The organism is Pseudomonas sp. PDM31 (genome assembly GCF_019218965.1).
Taxonomy (GTDB): domain Bacteria; phylum Pseudomonadota; class Gammaproteobacteria; order Pseudomonadales; family Pseudomonadaceae; genus Aquipseudomonas.
Window position 1 is genome coordinate 111,324 of sequence record NZ_JAHUWS010000013.1, and the last position, 23,167, is coordinate 134,490.

Consider the following 23,167-nt stretch of genomic DNA (forward strand, 5'->3'; position numbering starts at 1 on the left):
TTAGAAATAACCCTGACGTTTTTTGTCTTCCATGGAGCCGGCGCCATCGTGGTCGATGACACGGCCCTGGCGCTCGGAAGTTCGCGTCAGGAGCATTTCCTGAATGATGTCCGTGAGGCTTTCGGCCTCGGACTCCACCGCGCCCGTCAACGGGTAGCAACCAAGGGTACGGAAACGCACTTTCTTTTTGACGATACGGGCTTTGTCTTCATCGCTCAGGTGTTCGAGGATGCGCTCATCGTCGATCATGATCAGGGTGCCGTTCTTCTCGATGACTTCACGCTCGGCGGCGAAGTACAGCGGCACGATCGGGATGCCTTCGAGGTAGATGTACTGCCAGATGTCCAGCTCGGTCCAGTTCGACAACGGGAATACGCGGATGGATTCGCCCTTGTTGACCTTGCCGTTGTAGACGTTCCACAGCTCCGGACGCTGGTTCTTCGGGTCCCAGCGATGCTTGCTGTCGCGGAACGAGTACACGCGCTCCTTGGCGCGGGATTTCTCTTCATCGCGGCGCGCACCACCGAAGGCCGCGTCGAAACCATGTTTGTCCAGGGCCTGCTTGAGGCCTTCGGTCTTCATGATGTCGGTGTGCTTGGCACTGCCGTGGGTGAACGGGTTGATGCCCTGCGCCACGCCGTCAGGATTGACGTGAGTGATCAGGTCGAGGCCCAGTTCGGCGACCATCTTGTCGCGGAAGCTGTACATCTCCTGGAATTTCCACTGGGTGTCGACGTGCATCACCGGAAACGGCAGCTTGCCCGGGAAGAACGCCTTGCGTGCCAGATGCAGCATCACGGCGGAGTCCTTACCGATGGAGTACAGCATCACCGGGTTATCGAACTCGGCGGCCACCTCGCGGATGATGTGGATGCTTTCCGCCTCCAGCTGTTTCAGATGCGTCAGTTTGTCGACCATGGCTACTCACGAAAGCTTTCTTATGAACGGCCAGCGGGCCGTGTTCGAGCGAGGAATCCTAGCACAGCGACCTCTTCTAATCAGGACGCCAACTAGATCGAAAAAGTATATGAATATGCCCACCGGTTCGGGGACAGCGGCGCTTCTAATGTGGGAGCGGGCTTGCTCGCGAAAGCGGTGGATCATTCAACACTGCAGCTGAATATAAGACCGCTTTCGCGAGCAAGCCCGCTCCCACATCAGATTATTGGTGTCTCTGGGATCGAGTATTCAGATGGGATTGGGGCAATCGATGAAGATGTGTTCAAGGGCAAAGCGTCGTGCCAGGTAATCCCCCAGCGCCTGAACACCATAACGCTCGGTGGCGTGGTGGCCGGCGGCGATGAAGCTGATGTCGTTTTCCCGGGCACTGTGGAAGGTTTGCTCGGACGCCTCGCCACTGAGGAACAGGTCGCACCCGGCCATTACTGCCTGATCGATGTAGCCCTGGCCACCCCCGGTGCACCAGCCAACCCGACGGATCATCGCACTACCTTCAATCAACAGTGGCTCGCGGCCCATGACTTCCTGGACCCGTCGGGCGAAATCCCGGGGGGTCGCCGGTTCATTCAATGAGCCCACCAGGCCGACGATCTTCAGGTTATCCGGATCGAGCGGGCCTTCGACGGTGATATCCAGCTGGCGCGCCAACTGCACGTTATTGCCGACGTCCGGGTGCAGATCCAGGGGTAAGTGGTAAGCGAGCAGGCTGATGTCGTGCTTGAGCAAGGTCTTCAGACGACGCTGCTTCATGCCGGTGATGCACGGATTCTCGCCCTTCCAGAAGTAGCCATGATGCACCAGCACCAGATCGGCGTTGGCTTGCACGGCGGCATCGAGCAGGGCCTGGCTGGCGGTGACGCCGCTGACGATGCGCAGCACCTGCGGCCGCCCCTCCACTTGCAGGCCGTTGGGGCAGTAATCGGCAATTTTCGAACTGCCAAGGTAACGGTCGGCTTCTTCGACCAGGGTGCTCAGGGCTACGGCCATAAAAGACTCCTAAATATCCCGTTCAGAGGCACGCGCGGCCTCGTATAATGCGCGACATTATGAGCGGTCTCATTCCGCCTGCAACTCTCTCAGGACGTGCTTAATGCTCAAGGCGCTGCGTTTTTCCGGCTGGCCGCTGTTGGCCGGCGTGCTTGTCGCTCTGTTAATCATCCAGCGTTACCCGCAGTGGGTCGGGCTCCCGAGCCTCGACGTCAATCTGCAACAAGCCCCGCAAACCACCAGCGTACAGCAAGGGCCGGTGTCTTACGCCGACGCGGTGACCACGGCCGCGCCGTCGGTGGTCAACCTCTACACCACCAAGGTCATTAACAAACCCTCCCATCCGCTGTTTGAAGACCCGCAGTTCCGGCGCTTTTTCGGCGACAACTCGCCCAAGCAAAAGCGCATGGAGTCGAGCCTGGGTTCCGGCGTGATCATGAGCCCGGAAGGCTACATCCTGACCAACAACCACGTGACCAGCGGTGCCGACCAGATTGTCGTGGCGCTCAAGGACGGGCGTGAGACCCTGGCCCGGGTGATCGGTAGCGATCCGGAAACCGACCTTGCGGTGCTGAAGATCGATCTGAAAAGTTTGCCATCGATCACGGTTGGCCGTTCCGACAACATCCGCATCGGCGACGTCGCGCTGGCCATTGGCAACCCGTTCGGCGTCGGCCAGACCGTGACCATGGGTATTATCAGTGCCACCGGGCGCAACCAGCTGGGCCTGAACAACTATGAAGACTTCATCCAGACCGATGCGGCGATCAACCCCGGCAACTCCGGTGGTGCGCTGGTGGATGCAAGCGGCAACCTGACCGGCATCAATACGGCGATTTTCTCCAAGTCCGGTGGCTCCCAGGGCATCGGCTTCGCGATCCCGGTGAAACTGGCGATGGAGGTGATGAAGTCGATCATCGAACACGGCCAGGTGATTCGCGGCTGGCTGGGCATTGAAGTGCAGCCGTTGACCCAGGAACTGGCCGAGTCCTTTGGCTTGTCGGGACGTCCGGGAATTGTCGTTGCGGGAATTTTCCGCGACGGTCCGGCGCAGAAAGCCGGCCTGCAACTGGGCGATGTGATTCTTGCCATCGACGGCGAGCCGGCGGGTGATGGTCGCCGTTCGATGAATCAGGTGGCGCGGATCAAACCGACCGACAAGGTGTCGATCCAGGTGATGCGCAACGGCAAGGAACTCAAGCTGAGCGCGGAAATCGGCCTGCGTCCGCCGCCGGCTCCGGTCAAAGAGAAAGAAGAAAACTGAAGCCGTATACAAGAACCAATGTGGGAGCGGGCTTGCTCGCGAAAGCGGTCGATCAGCCAACATTTCTGTTGAATGAAAAACTGTATTCGCGAGCAAGCCCGCTCCCACATCAGGGTTAGTCGTCGTGGGTTAAAGATCGCCAAGACCGTCAATCAGCGCCTGGTTCTGCTCAGGTGTGCCGATGGAGATCCGCAGGAACTGCGCAATCCGCTCCTGCTTGAAGTGGCGCACGATCACGCCCTGCTCGCGCAGTTTCGCCGCCAGCCCTGCCGCGTCATGCTGCGGATGCCGGGCAAAAATGAAGTTCGCTGCCGACGGCAACACTTCAAAGCCCTTGGCCTGCAACTGCGCGATCACCCACTCACGGCTCTCGATGACCAGACGGCAAGTCTTGTCGAAGTACTCGCGATCCTCGAACGCCGCCGCCGCGCCGACATTCGCCAGACGGTCCAGCGGATAGGAGTTGAAGCTGTTCTTGATCCGCTCCAGCGCCTCGATCAGCTCCGGGTGCCCAACCGCCAGGCCAACCCGCAGGCCCGCCAGCGAACGGGACTTGGACAGGGTTTGAGTCACCAGCAGGTTCGGATAACGGTCCACCAGACTGATCGCGGTCTCGCCGCCGAAGTCGATATAAGCCTCATCCACAACCACCACCGAGTTCGGGCTGGCCTTGAGGATTTGCTCGACCGCGTCCAGTGCCAGCAGGCAACCGGTCGGCGCGTTCGGGTTAGGGAAAATGATCCCGCCGTTCGGCTTGGCGTAGTCCGCCGGGTTGATCTGGAATTCCTCATCCAGCGGCACTGCATCGAACTTGATGCCGTACAGCCCGCAATACACCGGGTAGAAGCTATAGCTGATGTCCGGGAACAGAATCGGCTGCTCGTGTTGCAACAGACCGTGGAAAATGTGCGCCAGCACCTCATCCGAACCGTTGCCGAGGAACACCTGATTGCTCTGCACGCCGTAATACCTGGCGACTGCATTTTTCAGCAGATCGCTGTTCGGGTCCGGGTACAGGCGCAGGTTGTCATTGAGTTCGGTCTGCATCGCCGCCAAGGCTTTTGGCGACGGACCGTACGGGTTCTCATTGGTGTTGAGCTTGACCAGTTTGGTCAGCTTCGGCTGCTCACCCGGCACATAAGGCACCAGATCCTTGACGAACGGGCTCCAGAATTTGCTCATGCTCAGTTCCCCTTCGCTTCGTCTTTGATGCGGTATTCGGCGCTACGTGCGTGAGCGCTCAGCGATTCGCCACGGGCCAGCACGGAAGCGGTCTTGCCCAGTTCTGACGCGCCTTGCTCGGAGCAGAAGATGATCGACGAACGTTTCTGGAAGTCGTAAACACCCAGCGGCGAGGAGAAACGCGCAGTACCGGAGGTCGGCAACACGTGGTTGGGACCTGCGCAGTAGTCGCCCAAGGCCTCAGAGGTGTGGCGACCCATGAAGATTGCGCCAGCGTGTCGGATCTGCGGCAGCCAGGCTTGCGGATCGGCGACCGACAACTCCAGGTGTTCCGGAGCAATGCGGTTGGCGACTTCGATGGCCTGCTCCATGTCGCGAACCTTGATCAGTGCACCACGGCCATTGATCGAGGTTTCGATGATCGCGGCACGCTCCATGGTCGGCATCAGCTTGTCGATGCTGGCGGCAACCTTGTCGAGGAACTCGGCATCCGGGCTGACCAGAATCGCCTGAGCGTCTTCGTCGTGCTCGGCCTGGGAAAACAGGTCCATGGCGATCCAGTCCGGATCGGTCTGACCGTCACAAACCACGAGAATTTCCGAAGGGCCGGCAATCATGTCGATACCGACCTGGCCAAACACGTGGCGCTTGGCGGTGGCGACATAGATGTTGCCCGGGCCTACCACCTTGTCGACCTTCGGCACGCTTTCGGTGCCGTAAGCCAGCGCGGCAACCGCTTGGGCACCACCGATGGTGAACACACGGTCAACGCCGGCGATGCAAGCGGCGGCCAGTACCAGCTCGTTGATTTCACCGCGCGGAGTCGGTACGACCATGACCACTTCGGTGACACCGGCGACCTTGGCCGGAATCGCGTTCATCAACACCGACGACGGGTACGATGCCTTGCCACCCGGGACGTACAGGCCGGCACGGTCCAGCGGCGTGACTTTCTGGCCCAGCACGGTGCCGTCGGCCTCGGTGTAGCTCCAGGAGTCCTGCTTCTGCTTTTCGTGATAGCTGCGCACACGGGCGGCGGCGACTTCCAGGGCTTCGCGCTGGGGCACGGAGATACGGGTCAGTGCCAGTTCCAGACGCTCGCGCGGCAGGATCAGGTCGGCCATGGACGCTACGTCCAGGCCGTCGAACTGGCGGGTAAAGTCCACCAGTGCCGCGTCGCCACGCTCACGCACAGCCTTGATGATGTCCAGCACCCGCTGATTGACCGAGTCGTCAGACACACTTTCCCAGCTCAGCAGATGATCCAGATGATGCGCGAAATCCGGGTCAGCAGCGTTGAGTCGGCGAATTGCAGTCGGTGCGGTCATAGCGAGAGCCTCATAGGAATGGCAAAAACTCAGGCGCCCTAACTTAGCAGTCGTTTCCGCTTGGGCACCTGAGATTCTGGCTATGAGGCGGATAGACGGGCGCAACTTAACGTCGCGCAGGTGAATCAGCCGCGGTGTCGAGACTCCACTGCCTTGCGCAGGGTGTCGATCAACGCCTGGATACGGGCGTGCTGCATTTTCATCGAAGCTTTGTTGACGATCAGCCGGGAGCTGATGGCAGCAATGAAATCCTGTGGCTCCAGGCCATTGGCCCGCAGCGTGTTACCGGTGTCGACAACGTCGATGATCTTGTCCGCCAGGCCGATCAGCGGCGCCAACTCCATCGAGCCGTAAAGCTTGATGATATCGACCTGACGACCTTGCTCGGCGTAGTAGCGCTTGGCGACGTTGACGAACTTGGTGGCGATGCGCAGGCGGCCCTTGGGCTCGATCGCCCCGACTTTACCGGCGGTCATCAGCTTGCATTGGGCGATCTGCAGGTCCAGTGGCTCGTACAGGCCCTGGCCGCCATATTCCATCAGCACATCCTTACCGGCCACGCCGAGGTCCGCGGCACCATGTTCGACGTAGGTCGGCACATCGGTAGCGCGCACGATCAGCAGACGTACATCGTCCTGGGTCGTGGGGATGATCAGCTTGCGGCTCTTGTCCGGATTCTCGGTCGGCACGATGCCCGCTTCAGCCAGAAGCGGCAAGGTGTCGTCAAGGATGCGGCCCTTGGACAGTGCGATAGTCAGCATGGGAAACGTCAGCCCTTAATCAGCAATCTTATGCCCGGACGCAATCGGCGCCGGACACGCATCGAGCCGGAAACCGGCTCGACTTATATCAATCCAACAGGCACGTCCCTGTGCCCATGCAGCACTACTAGCCCGGAACGCGACGGATCTTGGCGCCCAGCATCTGCAGTTTCTCTTCGATGCACTCGTAGCCACGGTCTATGTGGTAGATGCGATCGATCAAGGTATCGCCTTCGGCAACCAGGGCCGAGATCACCAGGCTGGCCGAAGCACGCAAGTCGGTCGCCATGACTGGCGCGCCCTTGAGTTTTTCGGTGCCGGTGACGATCGCAGTGTTGCCTTCGACCTGGATTTTGGCGCCCATGCGGTGCAGTTCGTAAACGTGCATGAAACGGTTTTCGAAGATCGTCTCAATCACGGCGCCCGTGCCTTCGGCAACGGCGTTGAGGGATATGAACTGCGCCTGCATGTCCGTCGGGAACGCCGGGTACGGAGCGGTCCGCACGTTGACGGCCTTGGCCCGCTTGCCGTGCATGTTCAGTTCGATCCAGTCTTCGCCGCAAGTGATTTCGGCACCCGACTCGCGCAGCTTTTCCAACACCGCCTCGAGAATGGTCGGATCGGTGTCCTTGACCTTCACACGACCGCCAGTCACGGCCGCCGCCACCAGGTAGGTGCCGGTTTCGATACGATCGGGCATGACCTTGTAGGTGGTGGTGTGCAGACGCTCGACGCCATCGATGGTGATGGTGTCGGTGCCGGCGCCGGAAACCTTGGCGCCCATGGCGTTGAGGAAGTTGGCCAGGTCGACCACTTCAGGCTCGCGAGCGGCGTTTTGCAGTACGCTGCGGCCCTTGGCCAGAGCGGCCGCCATCATGATGTTCTCGGTACCGGTCACGCTGACGGTGTCGAAGAAGAAGTGCGCACCGCGCAGGCCGCCTTCAGGCGCCTTGGCCTTGATGTAGCCGCCTTCGACATCGATGACCGCGCCCATGGCTTCCAGGCCACGGATGTGCAGGTCGACCGGACGCGAACCGATGGCGCAACCGCCAGGCAACGCGACTTCGGCTTCACCAAAGCGGGCAACCATCGGGCCCAGCACCAGAATCGAAGCACGCATGGTTTTAACCAGTTCGTACGGAGCGATCAGGGTCTTGATGGTGCGCGGGTCGATTTCGACGCTGAGTTTTTCGTCGATCACCGGCTCAATGCCCATGCGACCGAACAGCTCGATCATCGTGGTGATGTCGTGCAGGTGCGGCAGGTTGGCCACGGTTACCGGGCCGTCGCACAGCAGGGTGGCAGCCAGGATCGGCAGGGCAGAGTTCTTTGCCCCGGAGATGCGGATTTCGCCATCAAGACGAACGCCACCGGTAATAATCAATTTATCCATAAGAATCTCGACGCCCTTGGGCTCAGGTGCGCTCGGCCCAGGCCGCGCTGCTGAAAAATTTCATAGTGACCGCATGGATGCTGCCATCGGTGATCCATGGGTTCAAATGGGCATAGATCTGCTGCTGACGCTTGACCGGGCTCAATGCCGCCAGTTCATCGCTAATCACGTTCAGCTGGAAATTGCAGCCTTCGCCCTCAACTTCTACCAACGTTCCGGGCAGCTTTCCTTCAAGGAAGCTCTTCACTTCTACGGCCTGCATGCTCAACCTCAATCGGCGCCCTGTGCGCGCGGGTCGGACATCATACAAAAAAGCCCCGCGCCTGCGAACCCCGCCAAGCAGGACTCGGACGGGGGGCTTGTTTGTCGATGCGGGTTAGGGATGCGCCAACAGCTCGGTCAGCTCACTGACCTGGGCGATTTCGCGCATGTCTTCTGGCATCCCGCGGATGCTCAACGGCTTGCCGGCCGCCTGCGCATCGCGCATGAAGCACAGCAGCAGCGACAGGCCGATGCTACTGGACTTCGTCACCGCCGAACAATCAACCACCAGCGCAGCAGCCTTGCTCGCCTTGATCAGCGCCTGGCCCTGCTCGCGCAGGCCCGGGCCGCTGCGATAATCCAGCACACCGCTGAGCTGTAGCTCGCCAGCCTCGTTCATTTGAACGGCGGACTCACTCATTGGCTTTGTTTCTCGGTGGACTGCTTGGCCTTGGCAACTTCTCCGGCCCAACCATTGATGGTCTTGTCCAGATCATTGCCATTGCGCTGCATCGCGTCAGCGAACTGGTCACGGAACAGTTTGCCTATGTTGATGCCATTGATGATCACGTTGCGCAGTTTCCATTCGCCATTGATCTTTTCCAGCGTGTAGGAAACCGGGTAGATCGCGCCGCTGCTGCCCTTGACCGTCATGCCGACGCTGGTGCGGTCGCCCGACTCGTCCTTGGGCGGGTCAACGGTGATGCCCTGATTGTTGTACTCCAGCAAGGCATTGCCATAGAACTGAAACAGACCTTTCTTGAAGTTCTCTTCAAAGGTTTTCATCTGCGCAGGCGTAGCCTTGCGCGAGTACTTGACCGTCATGATGCTCTTGGAAATACCCTCGGCATCCACGACAGGACCGACAATGCTGTCGAGCGCCGCATAAAAGTCCTGCGGATCCTGCTTGTACTTTTCTTTGTTGGCCGCCAGATCGGCAAGCATACGATTGGTAGTGTCCTGTACCAGATCGTGTGCCGAAGGCGCCGCCACTGCGTTGGCCACCAACGGCAGCGCCGCGAGCATTACCAACAGGCCACGTCGCAAGATAGAGATCATTTAACAGTTCCTCATTTAGCTTCTTTGCTAACGGTGTTGAGCAGGAATTTACCGATCAGGTCTTCCAGCACAAGCGACGACTGGGTGTCGTGGATGGTTGCGCCATCCGCGAGCAGACTTTCTTCCCCGCCGACACTGATGCCAATGTACTTCTCGCCCAACAGGCCCGCAGTCAGGATAGAGGCGGTGGAGTCAGACGGCAGGTTATCGACGCGTTTTTCCAGCTCCATGGTCACCCGACCGGTAAAGCTGTCGCGATCCAGATCGATCGCGGTCACCTTGCCGATGGTTACACCGGCCATGGTCACCTTCGCTCTGACCGTCAAACCGGCGATATTGTCAAAATATGCGTAAAGTTTATAAGTGTCAGTGCTCGGGCTCGGCGACAGGCCGCTGACCCGCAACGCCAGCAACAACAAAGCCAGGATGCCAGCCAGCAGGAAAAGGCCGACACCGATTTCCAGGGTGCGGTTTTGCATCAGAAATCTCCAAACATCAAGGCGGTCAGAATAAAGTCCAGGCCGAGTACAGCCAACGAGGCGTACACAACGGTCTTGGTAGTGGCACGACTGATCCCTTCGGAAGTGGGTTCACAATCATAGCCTTGGAATACGGCGATCCAGGTCACGACAAAGGCAAAGACAACACTTTTGACGATCCCGTTCAGGACATCATCGGCGAATGTCACGCTGTTCTGCATGTTCGACCAGTAGGAGCCCTCATAGACGCCCAGCCAGTCCACCGCCACCCACGAACCACCCCAGATGCCCACCACGCTGAAAATCATCGCCAGCACCGGCAGGGAAATGAAGCCGGCCCACAGGCGCGGGGCAATGATGTACTTGAGCGGGTCGACCCCGATCATTTCAAGACTGGACAACTGCTCGGTGGATTTCATGTTGCCGATTTCGGCTGTCAACGCCGAACCGGCACGCCCGGCGAACAGCAAGGCCGTCACCACCGGCCCCAGTTCACGCAACAGCGTCAGCGCAACCATCTGCCCGACAGCCTGCTCGGAACCATAGCTGGACAGGATGTTGAAGCCTTGCAGGGCCAGCACCATGCCGATGAACACCCCGGAGACCACGATGATCACCAGGGACATGACGCCCACCGAATGCAGCTGCTTGATCAGCAACCCGAAACCGCCGCCAATGCCACCGCGACCGAGCAGGGCATGAAACAGGAACAGCGTCGCACGCCCGAACACCGCCAGCGCATCAATGGCTGCGTGGCCGAACCGGCGTACACGTTCTATTAATGAAGTTTTGCGCATCAGCGCTTCCCCAGAAGATCTGCGCGGTAATCCGTCGCTGGAAAGTGATACGGCACCGGCCCATCAGGCTCACCGGTCATGAACTGGCGAATCCGTGGGTCATCCGAGTTCATCAACTCGTCTGGCGTGCCCTGCCCCAGCACCTGGCCATCGCCCACCACATAGATGTAGTCGGCAATGCTCGCGGTCTCGGCCAGATCGTGGGAAACCACGATGCTGGTGATACCCAGCGCATCGTTGAGCAAGCGGATCAAGCGCACCAGAACGCCCATCGCGATAGGGTCCTGGCCGACAAAGGGCTCGTCATACATGAGGATCTGCGGATCCAGGGCAATCGCCCGGGCCAGCGCGACACGACGCTTCATGCCACCGGACAGTTCGTCGGGCATCAGGTCGATAGCGCCACGCAGGCCCACGGCCTGCAATTTGAGCAGAACGATGTCGCGGATCATTTCTTCCGGCAGCCGGGTGTGGACCCGCAGAGGAAAGGCGACGTTCTCGAACACATCGAGGTCGGTAAACAATGCGCCGCTCTGAAACAGCACGCCCATATGCTTGCGCGCATCGAACAGGTCGCTGCGCGAAAGCTCCGGCAAATTCTGCCCATTGACCCAGACTTCGCCGCTGGTAGGCCGCAACTGGGCGCCCATCAAACGCAGGAGCGTGGTCTTGCCGCACCCGGAAGGCCCCATGATGCCGGTGACCTTGCCGCGCGGTATGCGAATATCAACGTTATTGAAAATGCTCCGCGCACCGCGCTTGAAGGTCAGTCCCTTCAGCTCGACCGCGTAGGCGTTATCGGCACTCATCTAAACTCCTTGCGATGCAGCCTCTTGCTCGGGCGCCTGGCTTTCCAGCGAAAGCACATACCTCCCGGGCAGGCCGAACAGGCGGCGAACTATATCACTGCAAAGGCCACGCGCCCAAGGCTAAAGCCGGGCCATGTGCAACAACATGAATGACTGAAAGCTTCTTTATAGAGGCTTCGTGGTAACAAGGAGTGACAATGCGCGACGAACTAGCGTGAGGGATTCGATCATAACCGCTATAATCGCCGCCTTTTCATCGGGCTATACGATTTCAGACATGAGCCAATCCAGCGACCTGATTCAATCGGCACAACGCACCATCCGCCTCGAGGTAGAGGCCGTACAAGGCCTGCTGCCCCATATCGACGCGGATTTCGTACGCGCTTGCGAGATGATTCTGGCCAGCAAAGGCCGCGTGGTGGTGGTCGGCATGGGCAAATCCGGGCACGTCGGCAACAAGATCGCCGCCACCCTGGCCAGCACCGGCACAACGGCTTTTTTCGTGCACCCGGCCGAAGCCAGCCATGGTGACATGGGCATGATCACCCGTGACGACATCATTCTGGCGCTCTCGAACTCCGGCTCCACCAATGAAATCGTCACCCTGCTGCCACTGATCAAGCGCCTTGGCATCAAGCTGATCAGCGTGACCGGCAACCCCGAGTCGGCGCTGGCCAAGGCTGCCGAGGTCAACCTCAATGTTCACGTCGAGCATGAAGCCTGCCCATTGAACCTGGCGCCCACCTCGTCGACCACCGCAGCACTGGTCATGGGCGATGCCCTGGCTGTTGCGCTGCTGGAAGCCCGCGGCTTTACCGCCGAAGACTTCGCCTTTTCCCACCCCGGTGGTGCACTGGGTCGACGGCTGCTGCTGAAAGTGGAAAACGTCATGCACGCCGGCCAGGAGCTGCCACAGGTGCAACGCGGCACCCTGCTCAAGGACGCGCTGATGGAAATGACCCGCAAGGGCCTGGGCATGACCGTGATCCTGGAAGCCGACGGCAAACTGGCGGGGATCTTCACCGACGGTGATTTGCGCCGAACCCTGGACCGCAGCATCGACATCCACAGCGCCACCATCGACCAGGTCATGACCGCCCATGGTAAGACTGCCCGGGCCGAGATGCTCGCGGCCGAAGCACTGAAAATCATGGAAGACCACAAGATCAACGCGCTGGTCGTGGTCGACGGCGACGACCGCCCGGTCGGTGCCTTGAACATGCACGACTTGCTGCGCGCAGGAGTAATGTAATGACCATTGACCTGATGCAACGTGGCAAGCAGATCAAACTGGCGGTTTTCGACGTCGACGGCGTCCTCACCGACGGGCGCCTGTACTTCCTCGAAGACGGCAGCGAGTTCAAGACCTTCAACACCCTCGACGGCCAGGGCATCAAGATGTTGATGGCAGCCGGCGTACAGACAGCTATCATCAGTGGCCGCAAGACCCCGGTGGTCGAGCGACGGGCCAAGAACCTCGGCATCCCGCACCTTTATCAGGGACGAGAGGATAAACTGGTGGTACTGGACGAACTTCTCGCCCAACTCAATCTAAGCTATGAACAGGTCGCCTATCTTGGCGACGACCTGCCGGACCTGCCGGTGATTCGCCGCGTAGGCCTGGGTATGGCGGTGGCCAACGCCGCCAGCTTCGTGCGCGAACACGCCCACGGCATTACCGTTGCCCGTGGCGGCGAAGGTGCCGCACGCGAATTCTGCGAATTGATCCTGCGCGCCCAGGGCCGCCTCGATGCGGCCAACGCTGCGTACCTGTGAGCCCACTATGCTGAGCAAAAAGTTTCGCAACACACTACTGTTCGGTTGCATCGCTGCGATATTCGCCGCGGTCGGCTATTGGAACATCAGCCCTGAACGTTTCCTCGACAAGCCGGTTGTGCCTGTCGATGAAAGTGCCATCGACTATTACGCCATCAATGCGCACAGTGTGCAGTTCCTGCCGGACGGCGGATTGCAATACGAAATGACGTCGGACAAGGTCGAACACCTCAAGGCGACCGAAGTGACACTGCTGACCAACCCCGACCTGAATATGTTTCGCGGTACGGAGTTTCCATGGCATGTCCAGAGTTTGCGCGCTGAAGTAAACCCGGACGGCACGGAAGTCGAATTGATCGATGACGTGCGCATCACTCGCTTCGACGAGAAAAACCGAAGAACCCTGATCACCAGCACCCGCATGACGGTGTTCCCGCAGCAAGAATATGCGCAGACCGAGCAAGACGTTAGAATCGACGGCGCTGGCGGTGTATCGACTGGCAAGGGAATGAAAGCGTATTTGAAAGAAAGCAGGATACACCTGCTATCGAACGTAAGAGGACAGTATGAGGCTCGTTAAAACCCTTCCGATTTTGCTCAGTCTGGGCGCAGCACTGGGAAGCGTGAGCGCCTGGGCTCTGCCGGACGATCAACAACAGCCTATTCGCATTCAGGCCGACGACGCCCAACTGGACGACAAGAACGGTGTTGCCACCTACACCGGCGACGTAATCATCACCCAGGGCTCGATGAAGGTTACCGGCAACAAGGTAACCATGACCCGCACCCCCAACGGTGACATCGACGTGGTGACCTCGGTGGGCAATCTGGCCTACTTCGAGCAGTTGCAAACGGCTGGTGATACCAAGCCTGTGCAGGGCTGGGGCGTGACGATCCAGTACCACGCCGCGCAAAATCGCGTCGTGCTGATCGACAAGGCCAAAGTTGTCGACAAGGACAACAACATCACCCAGGGCGAGAAAATCGTCTACGACACCGAGAAGAAGCTCGCCAGCGCCGGTCGCGCTACCGGCAGCAAGGTGACCGAGTCGCGCCCGCGCATCGACATGGTTATCCAGCCGAAGAAGAAAACCGACGAGAAAAAGGCCCAGTAATGGCAACTCTGAAAGCTCAGCATCTGGCCAAGAGCTACAAGAGCCGCCAGGTCGTACGTGATGTCAGCCTGTCCATCGACAGCGGTCAGATCGTCGGCCTGCTCGGCCCCAACGGCGCCGGCAAGACCACCTGTTTCTACATGATCGTAGGCCTGGTGCAGGCTGATCAGGGTCGCGTGCTGATCGACGACCTGGACGTCAGCCACCAGCCAATGCACGGCCGTGCAAAGGCCGGCATCGGCTATCTGCCGCAGGAAGCATCGATCTTTCGCAAACTCTCGGTGGCCGACAACATCATGGCGATCCTCGAGACCCGCAAGGAGCTCGACAAGGCCGGTCGCCGCAAGGAGCTGGAAAGCCTGCTGCAGGAATTCCACATCAGCCACATCCGCGACAACCTCGGCATGAGCCTGTCCGGCGGTGAGCGCCGCCGCGTGGAGATCGCCCGGGCACTGGCCACCAACCCGAAATTCATCCTCCTGGATGAACCTTTCGCCGGCGTCGACCCGATTTCGGTGGGCGACATCAAACAGATCATCTACCACCTCAAGGCCAAGGGCATTGGCGTGCTGATCACTGACCACAACGTCCGTGAAACCCTGGATATCTGCGAAACCGCCTACATCGTCAACGATGGCCAATTGATCGCCGAGGGCGACGCCGAGACCATCCTGGCCAACGACCTGGTGAAGGAAGTTTACCTGGGCCATGAGTTCCGCCTGTAAGCGCTGAGGTGTCTGGCAGGTCGCCAGAGTGCTTATCTCGATAAAAAATCAACACTTTTTTATTGTTACAGCGCTCTAGGCAAACACTGCAGTTTCGGGCATATAATTTGCTTATGTTTGGCGCTTCGGCGCCCTGTAGTGGATGGCGCATGTGCGCCGGCGAATAAGGTGTTAAGCCCCTGCCATGAAACCATCGCTAGTCTTGAGAATGGGCCAGCAGCTGACGATGACACCGCAGCTGCAACAGGCCATCCGCCTGCTCCAATTGTCGACCCTGGACCTGCAACAGGAAATCCAGGAGGCGCTGGAGTCCAATCCGATGCTCGAACGCCAGGAAGAAGGCGACGACTTCGACAACTCCGACCCCCTGGCCGACAGTGCCGAACAGAAGCCCAATACCGACATTCAGGAGCCTTCCTACCAGGAAAGCGCCCCCACGGTGGATAACCTGGAGGAAGGCGACTGGAACGAGCGCATTCCCAACGAGCTCCCCGTCGATACAGCGTGGGAAGACGTTTATCAGACCAGCGCCAGCAGCCTGCCAAGCAACGATGACGACGAATGGGATTTCACCACCCGCACATCGGCTGGCGAAAGCCTGCAAAGCCACCTGCTGTGGCAGTTGAATCTGGCGCCGATGTCCGACACCGATCGGCTGATAGCCGTCACCCTGATCGACTGCATCAACAATCAGGGCTACCTGGACGAGACACTCGAGGAAATCCTCGAAGCCTTCGATCCGGAGCTGGACATTGAACTGGACGAAATCGAAGCCGTCCTGCACCGCATCCAGCAATTCGAGCCCGCTGGCATCGGCGCCCGCAACCTGAGCGAGTGCCTGCTGCTGCAATTGCGCCAGTTGCCGGCCAAGACCCCTTGGCTGGCCGAGGCCAAGCGCCTGGTCAGCGACTACATCGACCTGCTGGGCAGCCGCGACTACAGCCAGCTGATGCGCCGCATGAAACTCAAGGAAGATGAGCTGCGCCAGGTGATCGAACTGGTTCAGAGCCTCAACCCTCGGCCCGGCTCGCAGATCGAGTCCACCGAAGCCGAGTACGTCGTACCGGACGTCATCGTGCGCAAGGACAACGAGCGCTGGCTGGTCGAACTGAATCAGGAGTCGGTGCCACGCCTGCGCGTCAACGCCCAGTACGCCGGTTTCGTGCGCCGCGCCGACACCAGCGCCGACAACACCTTCATGCGTAACCAGTTGCAGGAAGCCCGCTGGTTCATCAAGAGCCTGCAAAGCCGCAACGAGACCCTGATGAAAGTGGCGACCCAGATCGTCGAGCACCAGCGCGGTTTTCTCGAGTACGGCGATGAAGCCATGAAGCCGCTGGTCCTGCATGACATCGCCGAAGCGGTGGGCATGCACGAATCGACGATTTCCCGGGTCACCACCCAGAAGTTCATGCACACCCCTCGGGGAATATATGAACTGAAATACTTTTTCTCCAGCCACGTCAGCACCTCCGAAGGCGGTGAATGCTCGTCTACGGCGATCCGCGCGATCATCAAAAAACTGGTTGCCGCGGAAAATCAGAAAAAGCCATTGAGTGACAGCAAGATCGCTGGTTTACTGGAAGCACAAGGCATTCAGGTGGCTCGCCGCACCGTCGCCAAATACCGCGAATCCCTCGGGATCGCGCCTTCGAGCGAACGTAAGCGGTTGATGTAGAGCCACGCCACAGCGTTCCAGTGGTAGATCATCTGATCTACCGCTTTATGCACTGGCAACGAAGGAGAAGCTGTATGCAAGTCAATATCAGTGGACACCAACTGGAAGTGACCGAACCTCTTCGCACCTACATCGGCGAAAAACTCGAACGATTGGAAAGGCATTTCGACAAGATCACCAACGTGCAGGTCACGATGACAGTCGAAAAGCTGAAGCAGAAAATCGAAGCCACCTTGCATATTCCCGGTAGTGAAGTAGTCGCAAACGCAGAACATGACGACATGTATGCGGCTATCGACTCACTCACCGACAAGCTGGATCGCCAACTCAAAAAGCATAAGGAAAAGACCCAGAGCCTCCTTCAGGGCGCAACCGGTCGTTAACACTCCCAACCCATGATCCGACTTGAAAGTATCCTGACCCCCGGCCGTTCCCTGGTGAACGTGCCGGGCGGCAGTAAAAAGAAAGCCCTCGAACAAATTGCCAATCTGATCGCCCGCGAAGTGCCGGGCATGGAGATGCAAGATGTCTTCGAGGCATTGATTGCCCGTGAAAAACTCGGTTCCACCGGGTTTGGCAACGGCATCGCCATTCCCCATTGCCGCCTCAAGGGCTGCAATTCGCCCATCAGTGCCTTGATGCACCTGGACGCACCCATCGATTTCGACGCCATCGACGGCGCACCGGTTGACCTGCTGTTCGTACTGCTGGTCCCGCAAGCCGCTACCGATGCGCACCTTGAGTTGCTGCGGCAGATCGCCAGCATGCTCGACCGCAAGGAAGTACGGGAAAAGCTGCGTAGCGCCCCAAGCAACGAAGCCTTGTATCAGGTTGTCCTGGACGAGCAGAACGGTCAGTAATCATGCGCTTGATCATCGTCAGTGGCCGTTCCGGCTCAGGTAAAAGTACCGCCCTCGATGTACTCGAGGACAACGGCTATTACTGTATCGACAACCTGCCTGCCGGGCTGCTGCCGGAACTCGCGCAAACAGCGCTGATCCACACTGAACTGACTCAGCCGCTGGTGGCCGTATCCATCGACGCGCGCAACCTGCCAAGCCACCTGTCGCGCTTTCCCGACCTGCTCGAGGAAGTTCGCAGTCGCCATATCCATTGCGATGTCCTGTACCTGGACGCTGACGAAGAGACCCTGCTCAAGCGCTTCTCGGAAACCCGCCGGCGCCACCCACTGAGCAATGCCAACCGTTCGCTGGCCGAAGCCATCAGCGTCGAGAGCCTTCTGCTCGGGCCCATCGCTGACCTCGCCGACCTGAAAATCAACACCACCAGCCTGAACCTGTATCAGCTGCGCGATGCCATCAAGCTGCGCCTGCTGAACCAGCCGGAACCCGGCACCGCGTTTCTGGTGGAGTCTTTCGGATTCAAGCGCGGCATGCCGGTGGATGCCGACCTGGTGTTCGATGTGCGCTGCCTGCCAAACCCCTATTGGAAACCGGAATTGCGCGAGCAGTCCGGTCTCGATCAGCCGGTTGCCGAATACCTGGCAGCGCAGCCGGATGTCGAAGAGATGTTCCAGGATATTTCCACATATCTGCTAAAGTGGCTGCCGCGTTTTGCCGCCAGCAACCGCGCGTACGTCACCATTGCCATTGGCTGCACCGGCGGGCATCACCGCTCCGTGTACCTGACCGAACGTCTTGGCCAGGTCCTGCAACAATCTCTGAAGAACGTCCAGGTTCGCCACCGCGACCTCAGCTAAAGGATTCACACCGCGATGCCTGCTCTGGAAATCGAAATCATCAACAAGCTGGGGCTGCACGCCCGCGCTTCTGCGAAATTTGTTGGGGTGGCAGGTCAGTACCCGTGCCAGATCCGGGCCGGTCGCACACCCACGTCGATGGTCGATGGCAAAAGCATCATGGCCATGATGATGCTCGCGGCTGGCAAAGGCACAACGATTCATTTGAGTACTGAAGGCGAGCAGGAAGATGAAGCGCTGGCCGCGCTGGTGGCGTTGATCAACAACTTCTTCGACGAAGGCGAGTAACAGTCAGGATCAAGATCAAAAGATCGCAGTCTTCGGCAGCTCCTGCATTGGATTACTTGCAGGAACTGACGAAGGCCGCGATTTTTTGATCTAAAAAAAAGCGCCACCCGATGGGTGACGCGCCTTTTGTGTTGCGACCGGGAATCAGCTACCCGCCACCATCATCCGCTCGATCAACACAGAACCCGTGCGAATGTTGCTGCGCAGCTCCAGATCATTACCGACCGCGACAATCTGCTTGAACATGTCGCGCATGTTGCCGGCGATGGTCACTTCCTGCACCGCGAACTGGATTTCGCCGTTCTCGACCCAGTAACCCGCCGCTCCACGGGAATAATCGCCGGTGACCATGTTCAGTCCCTGGCCCATCAACTCGGTGACCAGCAGGCCGCGCCCCATACGGCGCAGCAAGGCCGCCTGGTCTTCATCGCCATGGGTGACGAACAGGTTGTGCACGCCGCCAGCGTTAGCGGTGCTCGGCATGCCGAGCTTGCGGCCGGAGTAGGTGCCAAGGATGTAGGACACCAACTCGCCTTTTTCGACGAACGGCTTGGCATAGGTCGCCAGGCCATCACCGTCGAACGCGGCGCTGCCCATGGCACGCATCAGGTGTGGACGCTCATCGATGGTCAGCCACTCCGGAAACAGCTTCTGGCCCAGGGTGCCTTCGAGGAAGGATGACTTGCGATACAGGCTGCCACCGGAAATCGCCGACAGGAAACTGCCAAACAGACCACCGGCCAATTCAGCGGAAAACAGCACCGGTACTTCGCAGGTCGGCACCGGACGCGCGCCCAGACGACTGGCTGCGCGTTGCGCGGCACGCTGGCCGATGCTCACCGGGTCAGCCAGCAAGTTGCCCTGGCGATTGACGTCGTACCAGTAGTCGCGCTGCATCTGACCGTCGGCCTCGGCAATCATCACGCAGCTCAGGCTGTGCCGGGTCGACGCATAGCCACCGACAAACCCGTGGCTGTTGCCATAGACACGGCAGCCCTGATGGGTATTGAGCGTGGTGCCGTCGGCATTCTTGATCCGGCTATCGGCCGCAAACGCCGCCGCTTCACAGGCCAGGGCCTGCTCGATGGCCTGTTCCGGGGTGATATCCCATTGGTGGAACAGGTCGAAATCCGCCAGGTCCTTGGCCATCAGCGCGGCATCTGCCAGGCCCGAGGCCTCGTCTTCCGAGGTGTGTTTGGCGATGGCCAGGGCGGCGGCGACGGTTTCGCGAATCGCGTCCGGACCGCTGGCCGAGGTGCTGGCCGAGCCTTTACGCTGGCCGACGTACAGGGTGATACCAAAGCCCTGGTCGCGATTGAACTCGACCGTTTCGACTTCACGCTGGCGCACCGTGGTCGACAGGCCTTGCTCCAGGGACACCGCGACTTCACAGGCACTGGCGCCCTGGCGCTTGGCTTCAGCGATGATCTGCTCGACTTGTTCCTGCAGTGCCGGCAACGCTTGTGGGCCGACGCTTTCAACTGCACTCATGCTGTTCTCCACTCAAATTCTGCTTTCGGTAACGGTCATCGAGCGACCGGGCCGGACAAGCGGCCCCCGACTGGTTATCATGGCGGCGTTTCTTTGCGGACGGCCACCATGGTTGATTCTTACGATGACTCCCTCGATACGGGAGAAAAAAGCAAATCCCAGGTTAAACGCGAGCTGCATGCTCTGGTTGACCTCGGCGAGCGCCTTACAACACTCAAGCCTGACTTGCTGGCAAAACTGCCCCTGACCGACGCATTGCGCCGGGCTCTGGCCGATGCGCCCAAGCACACCGCGAATATCGCGCGTAAACGGCACCTTCAGTTCATCGGCAAACTGATGCGCGATCAGGACATTGACGCCATTCTGGTTCTGCTCGACCAACTTGATGCCTCCACTCGCCAATACAACGAACGTTTCCATAACCTGGAGCGCTGGCGCGATCGATTGATCGCCGGCGACGACGCGGTACTGGAAAAATTCGTCGTCGAATACCCGGACGCGGATCGCCAGCAATTGCGTTCCCTGGTCCGTCAGGCCCAGCACGAGGTTGCGCAAAACAAGCCTCCTGCTTCCAGCCGTAAAATCTTCAAGTACATCCGTGAACTGGACGAGACTCAACGCGGTCTGCGCTGAGCCCCGCCCTCTGTAGGAGCGAGCATGCTCGCGATGAACTCAATGACACCGCTGGGTGTCAGGACGCCAGCGTTATCGTTGACGTCCATCGCGAGCATGCTCGCTCCTACAGGGGTATCCCCTTATGCGCCCGTGCCACCCACGGTAATTGCATCAATCTTCAGCGTTGGCTGACCGACACCCACCGGCACCGACTGCCCGTCCTTGCCACACGTCCCCACACCGCTGTCCAGCGCCAGGTCGTTACCGACCATCGACACTTTGCTCATGGCTTCAGGACCGTTGCCGATCAGGGTCGCGCCTTTGACCGGAGCGGTAATCTTGCCGTCCTCGATCAGATAAGCCTCGCTGGTGGAGAACACGAACTTGCCGCTGGTGATGTCCACCTGACCGCCGCCGAGGTTGGCGCAGTAGATGCCACGCTTCACCGAGGCGATGATTTCCGCCGGGTCACTTTCACCACCGAGCATGTAGGTGTTGGTCATGCGCGGCATCGGCAGATGCGCGTAGGATTCACGCCGACCGTTGCCGGTACGGGCCACGCCCATCAGGCGCGCGTTGAGTTTGTCCTGCATGTAGCCTTTGAGTACGCCGTTTTCGATCAGCGTGGTGCACTCGGTCGGGGTGCCTTCATCGTCCACGCTCAGTGATCCGCGACGGCCGACCAGGGTGCCATCATCGACGATGGTGCAGAGTTTCGACGCAACCATTTCACCCATGCGCCCGCTATAGGCGGAACTGCCCTTGCGGTTAAAGTCGCCTTCCAGACCATGGCCGACGGCTTCATGCAGCAGCACGCCCGACCAACCGGACCCAAGCACCACCGGCAAGGTACCCGCCGGTGCCGGGATGGCTTCGAGGTTGACCAGGGCCTGGCGCAACGCTTCGCGGGCGTAGCTCATGGCGCGGTCTTCGCCGAGGAAATAACGGTAATCGGTCCGCCCGCCACCGCCATGGCCGCCGCGTTCGCGGCGGCCGTTCTGTTCGACGATCACACTGACGTTGAAGCGCACCAATGGCCGCACATCCGCCGCCAGGCCGCCGTCGGTGGAGGCCACCAGAATCCGTTCCCAGACACCGGCCATGCTCACGGTAACCTGCTGGATGCGTGGATCCAGGGCGCGGGTTGCGGCGTCGACGCGCTTGAGCAAATCGACTTTTTCAGCGCGGGTCAGGACTTCCAGCGGATTATCCGGACCGTACAGCTGGGCCACATCCTGGGTGGTGAAGGCCTGGACGGTACCGCTTTGCCCCGCGCGTGAGATCGAACGGGCCGCTCGCGCTGCCGCCCCGAGGGCTTCCAGCGTGATGGCATTGCTGTAGGCGAAACCGGTTTTCTCACCCGATTGCGCGCGCACGCCGACCCCTTGGTCAAGGTTGAAGCTGCCTTCCTTGACGATGCCGTCTTCGAGGGCCCAGGACTCGGATATCTGCCCCTGAAAATACAGGTCGGCGGCATCGATGCCCGGGCCGGCCAGATCGCCGAGCACGCCTTGCAAGCTCTCGATCGTCACGCCGCCGGGCGCCAGGAGGTGTTCACTGACTGAGGACAACAACTCGCTCATATGCTTTACGCCTTAAATTCGTCGTTCTGATGCAGGTCGCCGGGCGCCCTGCGAGAAAAAGCGCCGGTGACTGGACACCGGCATCCGCGCCCGGATGGACGCCTGTTCGCTGCTGTCACGCTCGGCCAGCAGCACGGCTTCACCTTGGTCCTGTTGCGCCAGCACTCGCCCCCAAGGGTCGATGATGGCGGCATGCCCGAAGGTTTCCCGCGGCCCCGGGTGTGTTCCACCCTGGGCAGCCGCGAGGACATAACATTGAGTCTCGATGGCCCGAGCACGGATCAGTACGTCCCAATGCGCCGCACCGGTTACCGCGGTAAACGCCGACGGTGCAGTAATCAACTCCGCCCCGGCGGCACGCAATTCGCTATACAACTCGGGGAAGCGCAGGTCATAACAAACCGTCAGGCCGACGCGACCGACCGGCGTGTCCGCCACCACTACCCCGCTGCCATAAGCATAGTCATCGGATTCGCGATAACGGCCACGATTGTCCGCCACATCCACGTCGAACAGGTGCAACTTGTCATAGCGCGCAACAATTTCGCCCTGATCATCGACCAGTAACGAGCAGGCATGCACCTTGGCCGTCGGTTGATCCACCGGCGGCAACGGCAAGGTGCCGGCCACTATCCATAACTTGAGGTCGCGCGCGGTCTGTTTCAACCAGGGCAGGATCGGGCCTTCGCCCTGCGCTTCGGCCCGGCCGATGTCGGCGATGTCGCGCCGGCCCATGGCGGCGAAGTTTTCCGGCAGGACAGCCAGCTTCGCGCCGCCTTGCGCCGCTTGCTCCAGCAGGCGGCGGGCCTGGGCCAGATTGGCCAGCACATCGCTCTGACTGACCATTTGTATCACCGCTACCGACATGGCCTGTTCCTTATCGAGATCATTACATA

The 23,167-nt window shown here is 59.9% G+C and carries 27 protein-coding genes; 12 read left to right on the top strand and 15 right to left on the bottom strand.

Annotated elements, in window-relative coordinates; genetic code table 11:
- Positions 1-918, bottom strand: a complete 918-nt coding sequence (gene cysD, locus KW839_RS23065; RefSeq protein WP_060542996.1) for a sulfate adenylyltransferase subunit CysD — start codon at positions 916-918, stop codon at positions 1-3.
- Between the two features lie 270 nt (positions 919-1,188).
- Positions 1,189-1,947: a Nif3-like dinuclear metal center hexameric protein gene (locus KW839_RS23070; protein WP_060542995.1), complete on the bottom strand. Its 759-nt coding sequence runs from the start codon at positions 1,945-1,947 to the stop codon at positions 1,189-1,191.
- Positions 1,948-2,050: 103 nt separating this feature from the next.
- Between KW839_RS23070 and algW the strand changes: the two genes are divergently transcribed.
- Positions 2,051-3,211 (top strand): Do family serine endopeptidase AlgW, encoded by a 1,161-nt coding sequence (gene algW / locus KW839_RS23075; protein ID WP_060542994.1) that lies wholly within the window; start codon positions 2,051-2,053, stop codon positions 3,209-3,211.
- A 129-nt stretch (positions 3,212-3,340) separates the two neighbouring features.
- Here the strand turns inward: algW and hisC are convergent, their stop codons facing one another.
- The 10 genes from hisC to KW839_RS23125 form a co-directional block, all read right to left on the bottom strand.
- Positions 3,341-4,393, bottom strand: coding sequence for a histidinol-phosphate transaminase (gene hisC / locus KW839_RS23080; protein ID WP_218425611.1), 1,053 nt, complete (start codon positions 4,391-4,393; stop codon positions 3,341-3,343).
- Positions 4,394-4,395: 2 nt separating this feature from the next.
- A complete protein-coding gene (gene hisD, locus KW839_RS23085; protein WP_218425612.1) occupies positions 4,396-5,721 on the bottom strand; it encodes a histidinol dehydrogenase in 1,326 nt (441 codons plus the stop codon).
- A gap of 125 nt (positions 5,722-5,846) precedes the next feature.
- Positions 5,847-6,482, bottom strand: a complete 636-nt coding sequence (hisG, locus tag KW839_RS23090) for an ATP phosphoribosyltransferase (RefSeq protein WP_060542991.1) — start codon at positions 6,480-6,482, stop codon at positions 5,847-5,849.
- 127 nt (positions 6,483-6,609) lie between these two features.
- Positions 6,610-7,875 (bottom strand): UDP-N-acetylglucosamine 1-carboxyvinyltransferase, encoded by a 1,266-nt coding sequence (gene murA / locus KW839_RS23095; protein ID WP_060542990.1) that lies wholly within the window; start codon positions 7,873-7,875, stop codon positions 6,610-6,612.
- Between the two features lie 22 nt (positions 7,876-7,897).
- Positions 7,898-8,137, bottom strand: coding sequence for a BolA family protein (locus tag KW839_RS23100; protein ID WP_007912386.1), 240 nt, complete (start codon positions 8,135-8,137; stop codon positions 7,898-7,900).
- 114 nt (positions 8,138-8,251) lie between these two features.
- Entirely contained in the window at positions 8,252-8,557 is a 306-nt protein-coding gene (locus KW839_RS23105; RefSeq protein ID WP_060542989.1) for a lipid asymmetry maintenance protein MlaB, read from the bottom strand.
- Positions 8,554-9,195, bottom strand: a complete 642-nt coding sequence (locus tag KW839_RS23110) for a phospholipid-binding protein MlaC (RefSeq protein ID WP_060542988.1) — start codon at positions 9,193-9,195, stop codon at positions 8,554-8,556. The genes KW839_RS23105 and KW839_RS23110 overlap by 4 nt, the downstream gene beginning before the upstream one ends.
- 11 nt (positions 9,196-9,206) lie before the next feature.
- A complete protein-coding gene (gene mlaD, locus KW839_RS23115) occupies positions 9,207-9,674 on the bottom strand; it encodes an outer membrane lipid asymmetry maintenance protein MlaD (RefSeq protein WP_060542987.1) in 468 nt (155 codons plus the stop codon).
- Positions 9,674-10,471, bottom strand: coding sequence for a lipid asymmetry maintenance ABC transporter permease subunit MlaE (mlaE, locus tag KW839_RS23120; protein WP_060542986.1), 798 nt, complete (start codon positions 10,469-10,471; stop codon positions 9,674-9,676). The genes mlaD and mlaE overlap by 1 nt, the downstream gene beginning before the upstream one ends.
- Positions 10,471-11,280 carry an ATP-binding cassette domain-containing protein gene (locus KW839_RS23125; protein WP_060542985.1) on the bottom strand — a complete coding sequence of 270 codons (810 nt, stop codon included), beginning with the start codon at positions 11,278-11,280 and terminating at the stop codon, positions 10,471-10,473. Before KW839_RS23125 ends, mlaE begins: the two co-directional genes overlap by 1 nt.
- A gap of 277 nt (positions 11,281-11,557) precedes the next feature.
- On the opposite strand from KW839_RS23125, the gene KW839_RS23130 reads away from it, so the two are divergent.
- From KW839_RS23130 to KW839_RS23175, 10 genes are all read left to right on the top strand, one after another.
- On the top strand, positions 11,558-12,532 hold the full coding sequence (locus KW839_RS23130; protein WP_060542984.1) for a KpsF/GutQ family sugar-phosphate isomerase: 975 nt from the start codon (positions 11,558-11,560) through the stop codon (positions 12,530-12,532).
- A complete protein-coding gene (locus KW839_RS23135) occupies positions 12,532-13,056 on the top strand; it encodes an HAD family hydrolase (RefSeq protein ID WP_060542983.1) in 525 nt (174 codons plus the stop codon). The genes KW839_RS23130 and KW839_RS23135 overlap by 1 nt, the downstream gene beginning before the upstream one ends.
- Positions 13,057-13,063: 7 nt before the next feature.
- A complete protein-coding gene (gene lptC, locus KW839_RS23140) occupies positions 13,064-13,636 on the top strand; it encodes an LPS export ABC transporter periplasmic protein LptC (RefSeq protein WP_060542982.1) in 573 nt (190 codons plus the stop codon).
- Positions 13,623-14,171, top strand: a complete 549-nt coding sequence (gene lptA, locus KW839_RS23145; RefSeq protein ID WP_060542981.1) for a lipopolysaccharide transport periplasmic protein LptA — start codon at positions 13,623-13,625, stop codon at positions 14,169-14,171. Before lptC ends, lptA begins: the two co-directional genes overlap by 14 nt.
- On the top strand, positions 14,171-14,896 hold the full coding sequence (gene lptB / locus KW839_RS23150; RefSeq protein WP_007970262.1) for an LPS export ABC transporter ATP-binding protein: 726 nt from the start codon (positions 14,171-14,173) through the stop codon (positions 14,894-14,896). Before lptA ends, lptB begins: the two co-directional genes overlap by 1 nt.
- A 184-nt stretch (positions 14,897-15,080) precedes the next feature.
- A complete protein-coding gene (locus tag KW839_RS23155) occupies positions 15,081-16,574 on the top strand; it encodes an RNA polymerase factor sigma-54 (RefSeq protein ID WP_060542980.1) in 1,494 nt (497 codons plus the stop codon).
- 74 nt (positions 16,575-16,648) lie between these two features.
- Positions 16,649-16,957, top strand: a complete 309-nt coding sequence (hpf, locus tag KW839_RS23160; RefSeq protein ID WP_060542979.1) for a ribosome hibernation-promoting factor, HPF/YfiA family — start codon at positions 16,649-16,651, stop codon at positions 16,955-16,957.
- A gap of 12 nt (positions 16,958-16,969) precedes the next feature.
- The gene (gene ptsN, locus KW839_RS23165; protein ID WP_060542978.1) at positions 16,970-17,434 is read left to right on the top strand and encodes a PTS IIA-like nitrogen regulatory protein PtsN; all 465 of its coding nucleotides are present in this window, start codon (positions 16,970-16,972) and stop codon (positions 17,432-17,434) included.
- 2 nt (positions 17,435-17,436) lie between these two features.
- The gene (rapZ, locus tag KW839_RS23170; protein ID WP_060542977.1) at positions 17,437-18,294 is read left to right on the top strand and encodes an RNase adapter RapZ; all 858 of its coding nucleotides are present in this window, start codon (positions 17,437-17,439) and stop codon (positions 18,292-18,294) included.
- A gap of 15 nt (positions 18,295-18,309) precedes the next feature.
- Positions 18,310-18,582, top strand: a complete 273-nt coding sequence (locus KW839_RS23175; RefSeq protein ID WP_060542976.1) for an HPr family phosphocarrier protein — start codon at positions 18,310-18,312, stop codon at positions 18,580-18,582.
- Between the two features lie 144 nt (positions 18,583-18,726).
- Here KW839_RS23175 and pmbA read toward each other — a convergent pair whose 3' ends face one another.
- Positions 18,727-20,073 carry a metalloprotease PmbA gene (gene pmbA, locus KW839_RS23180; protein WP_060542975.1) on the bottom strand — a complete coding sequence of 449 codons (1,347 nt, stop codon included), beginning with the start codon at positions 20,071-20,073 and terminating at the stop codon, positions 18,727-18,729.
- Positions 20,074-20,181: 108 nt separating this feature from the next.
- Here pmbA and yjgA point away from each other — a divergent pair, with 108 nt between their 5' ends.
- Positions 20,182-20,706, top strand: coding sequence for a ribosome biogenesis factor YjgA (gene yjgA, locus KW839_RS23185; protein ID WP_218425613.1), 525 nt, complete (start codon positions 20,182-20,184; stop codon positions 20,704-20,706).
- Positions 20,707-20,828: 122 nt separating this feature from the next.
- On the opposite strand, the gene tldD is transcribed toward yjgA, so the two are convergent.
- Both tldD and KW839_RS23195 read right to left on the bottom strand, forming a co-directional pair.
- A complete protein-coding gene (tldD, locus tag KW839_RS23190; protein ID WP_218425614.1) occupies positions 20,829-22,271 on the bottom strand; it encodes a metalloprotease TldD in 1,443 nt (480 codons plus the stop codon).
- Between the two features lie 12 nt (positions 22,272-22,283).
- Positions 22,284-23,138 (bottom strand): carbon-nitrogen hydrolase family protein, encoded by an 855-nt coding sequence (locus KW839_RS23195; protein ID WP_218425615.1) that lies wholly within the window; start codon positions 23,136-23,138, stop codon positions 22,284-22,286.
- Positions 23,139-23,167 lie beyond the last annotated feature (29 nt).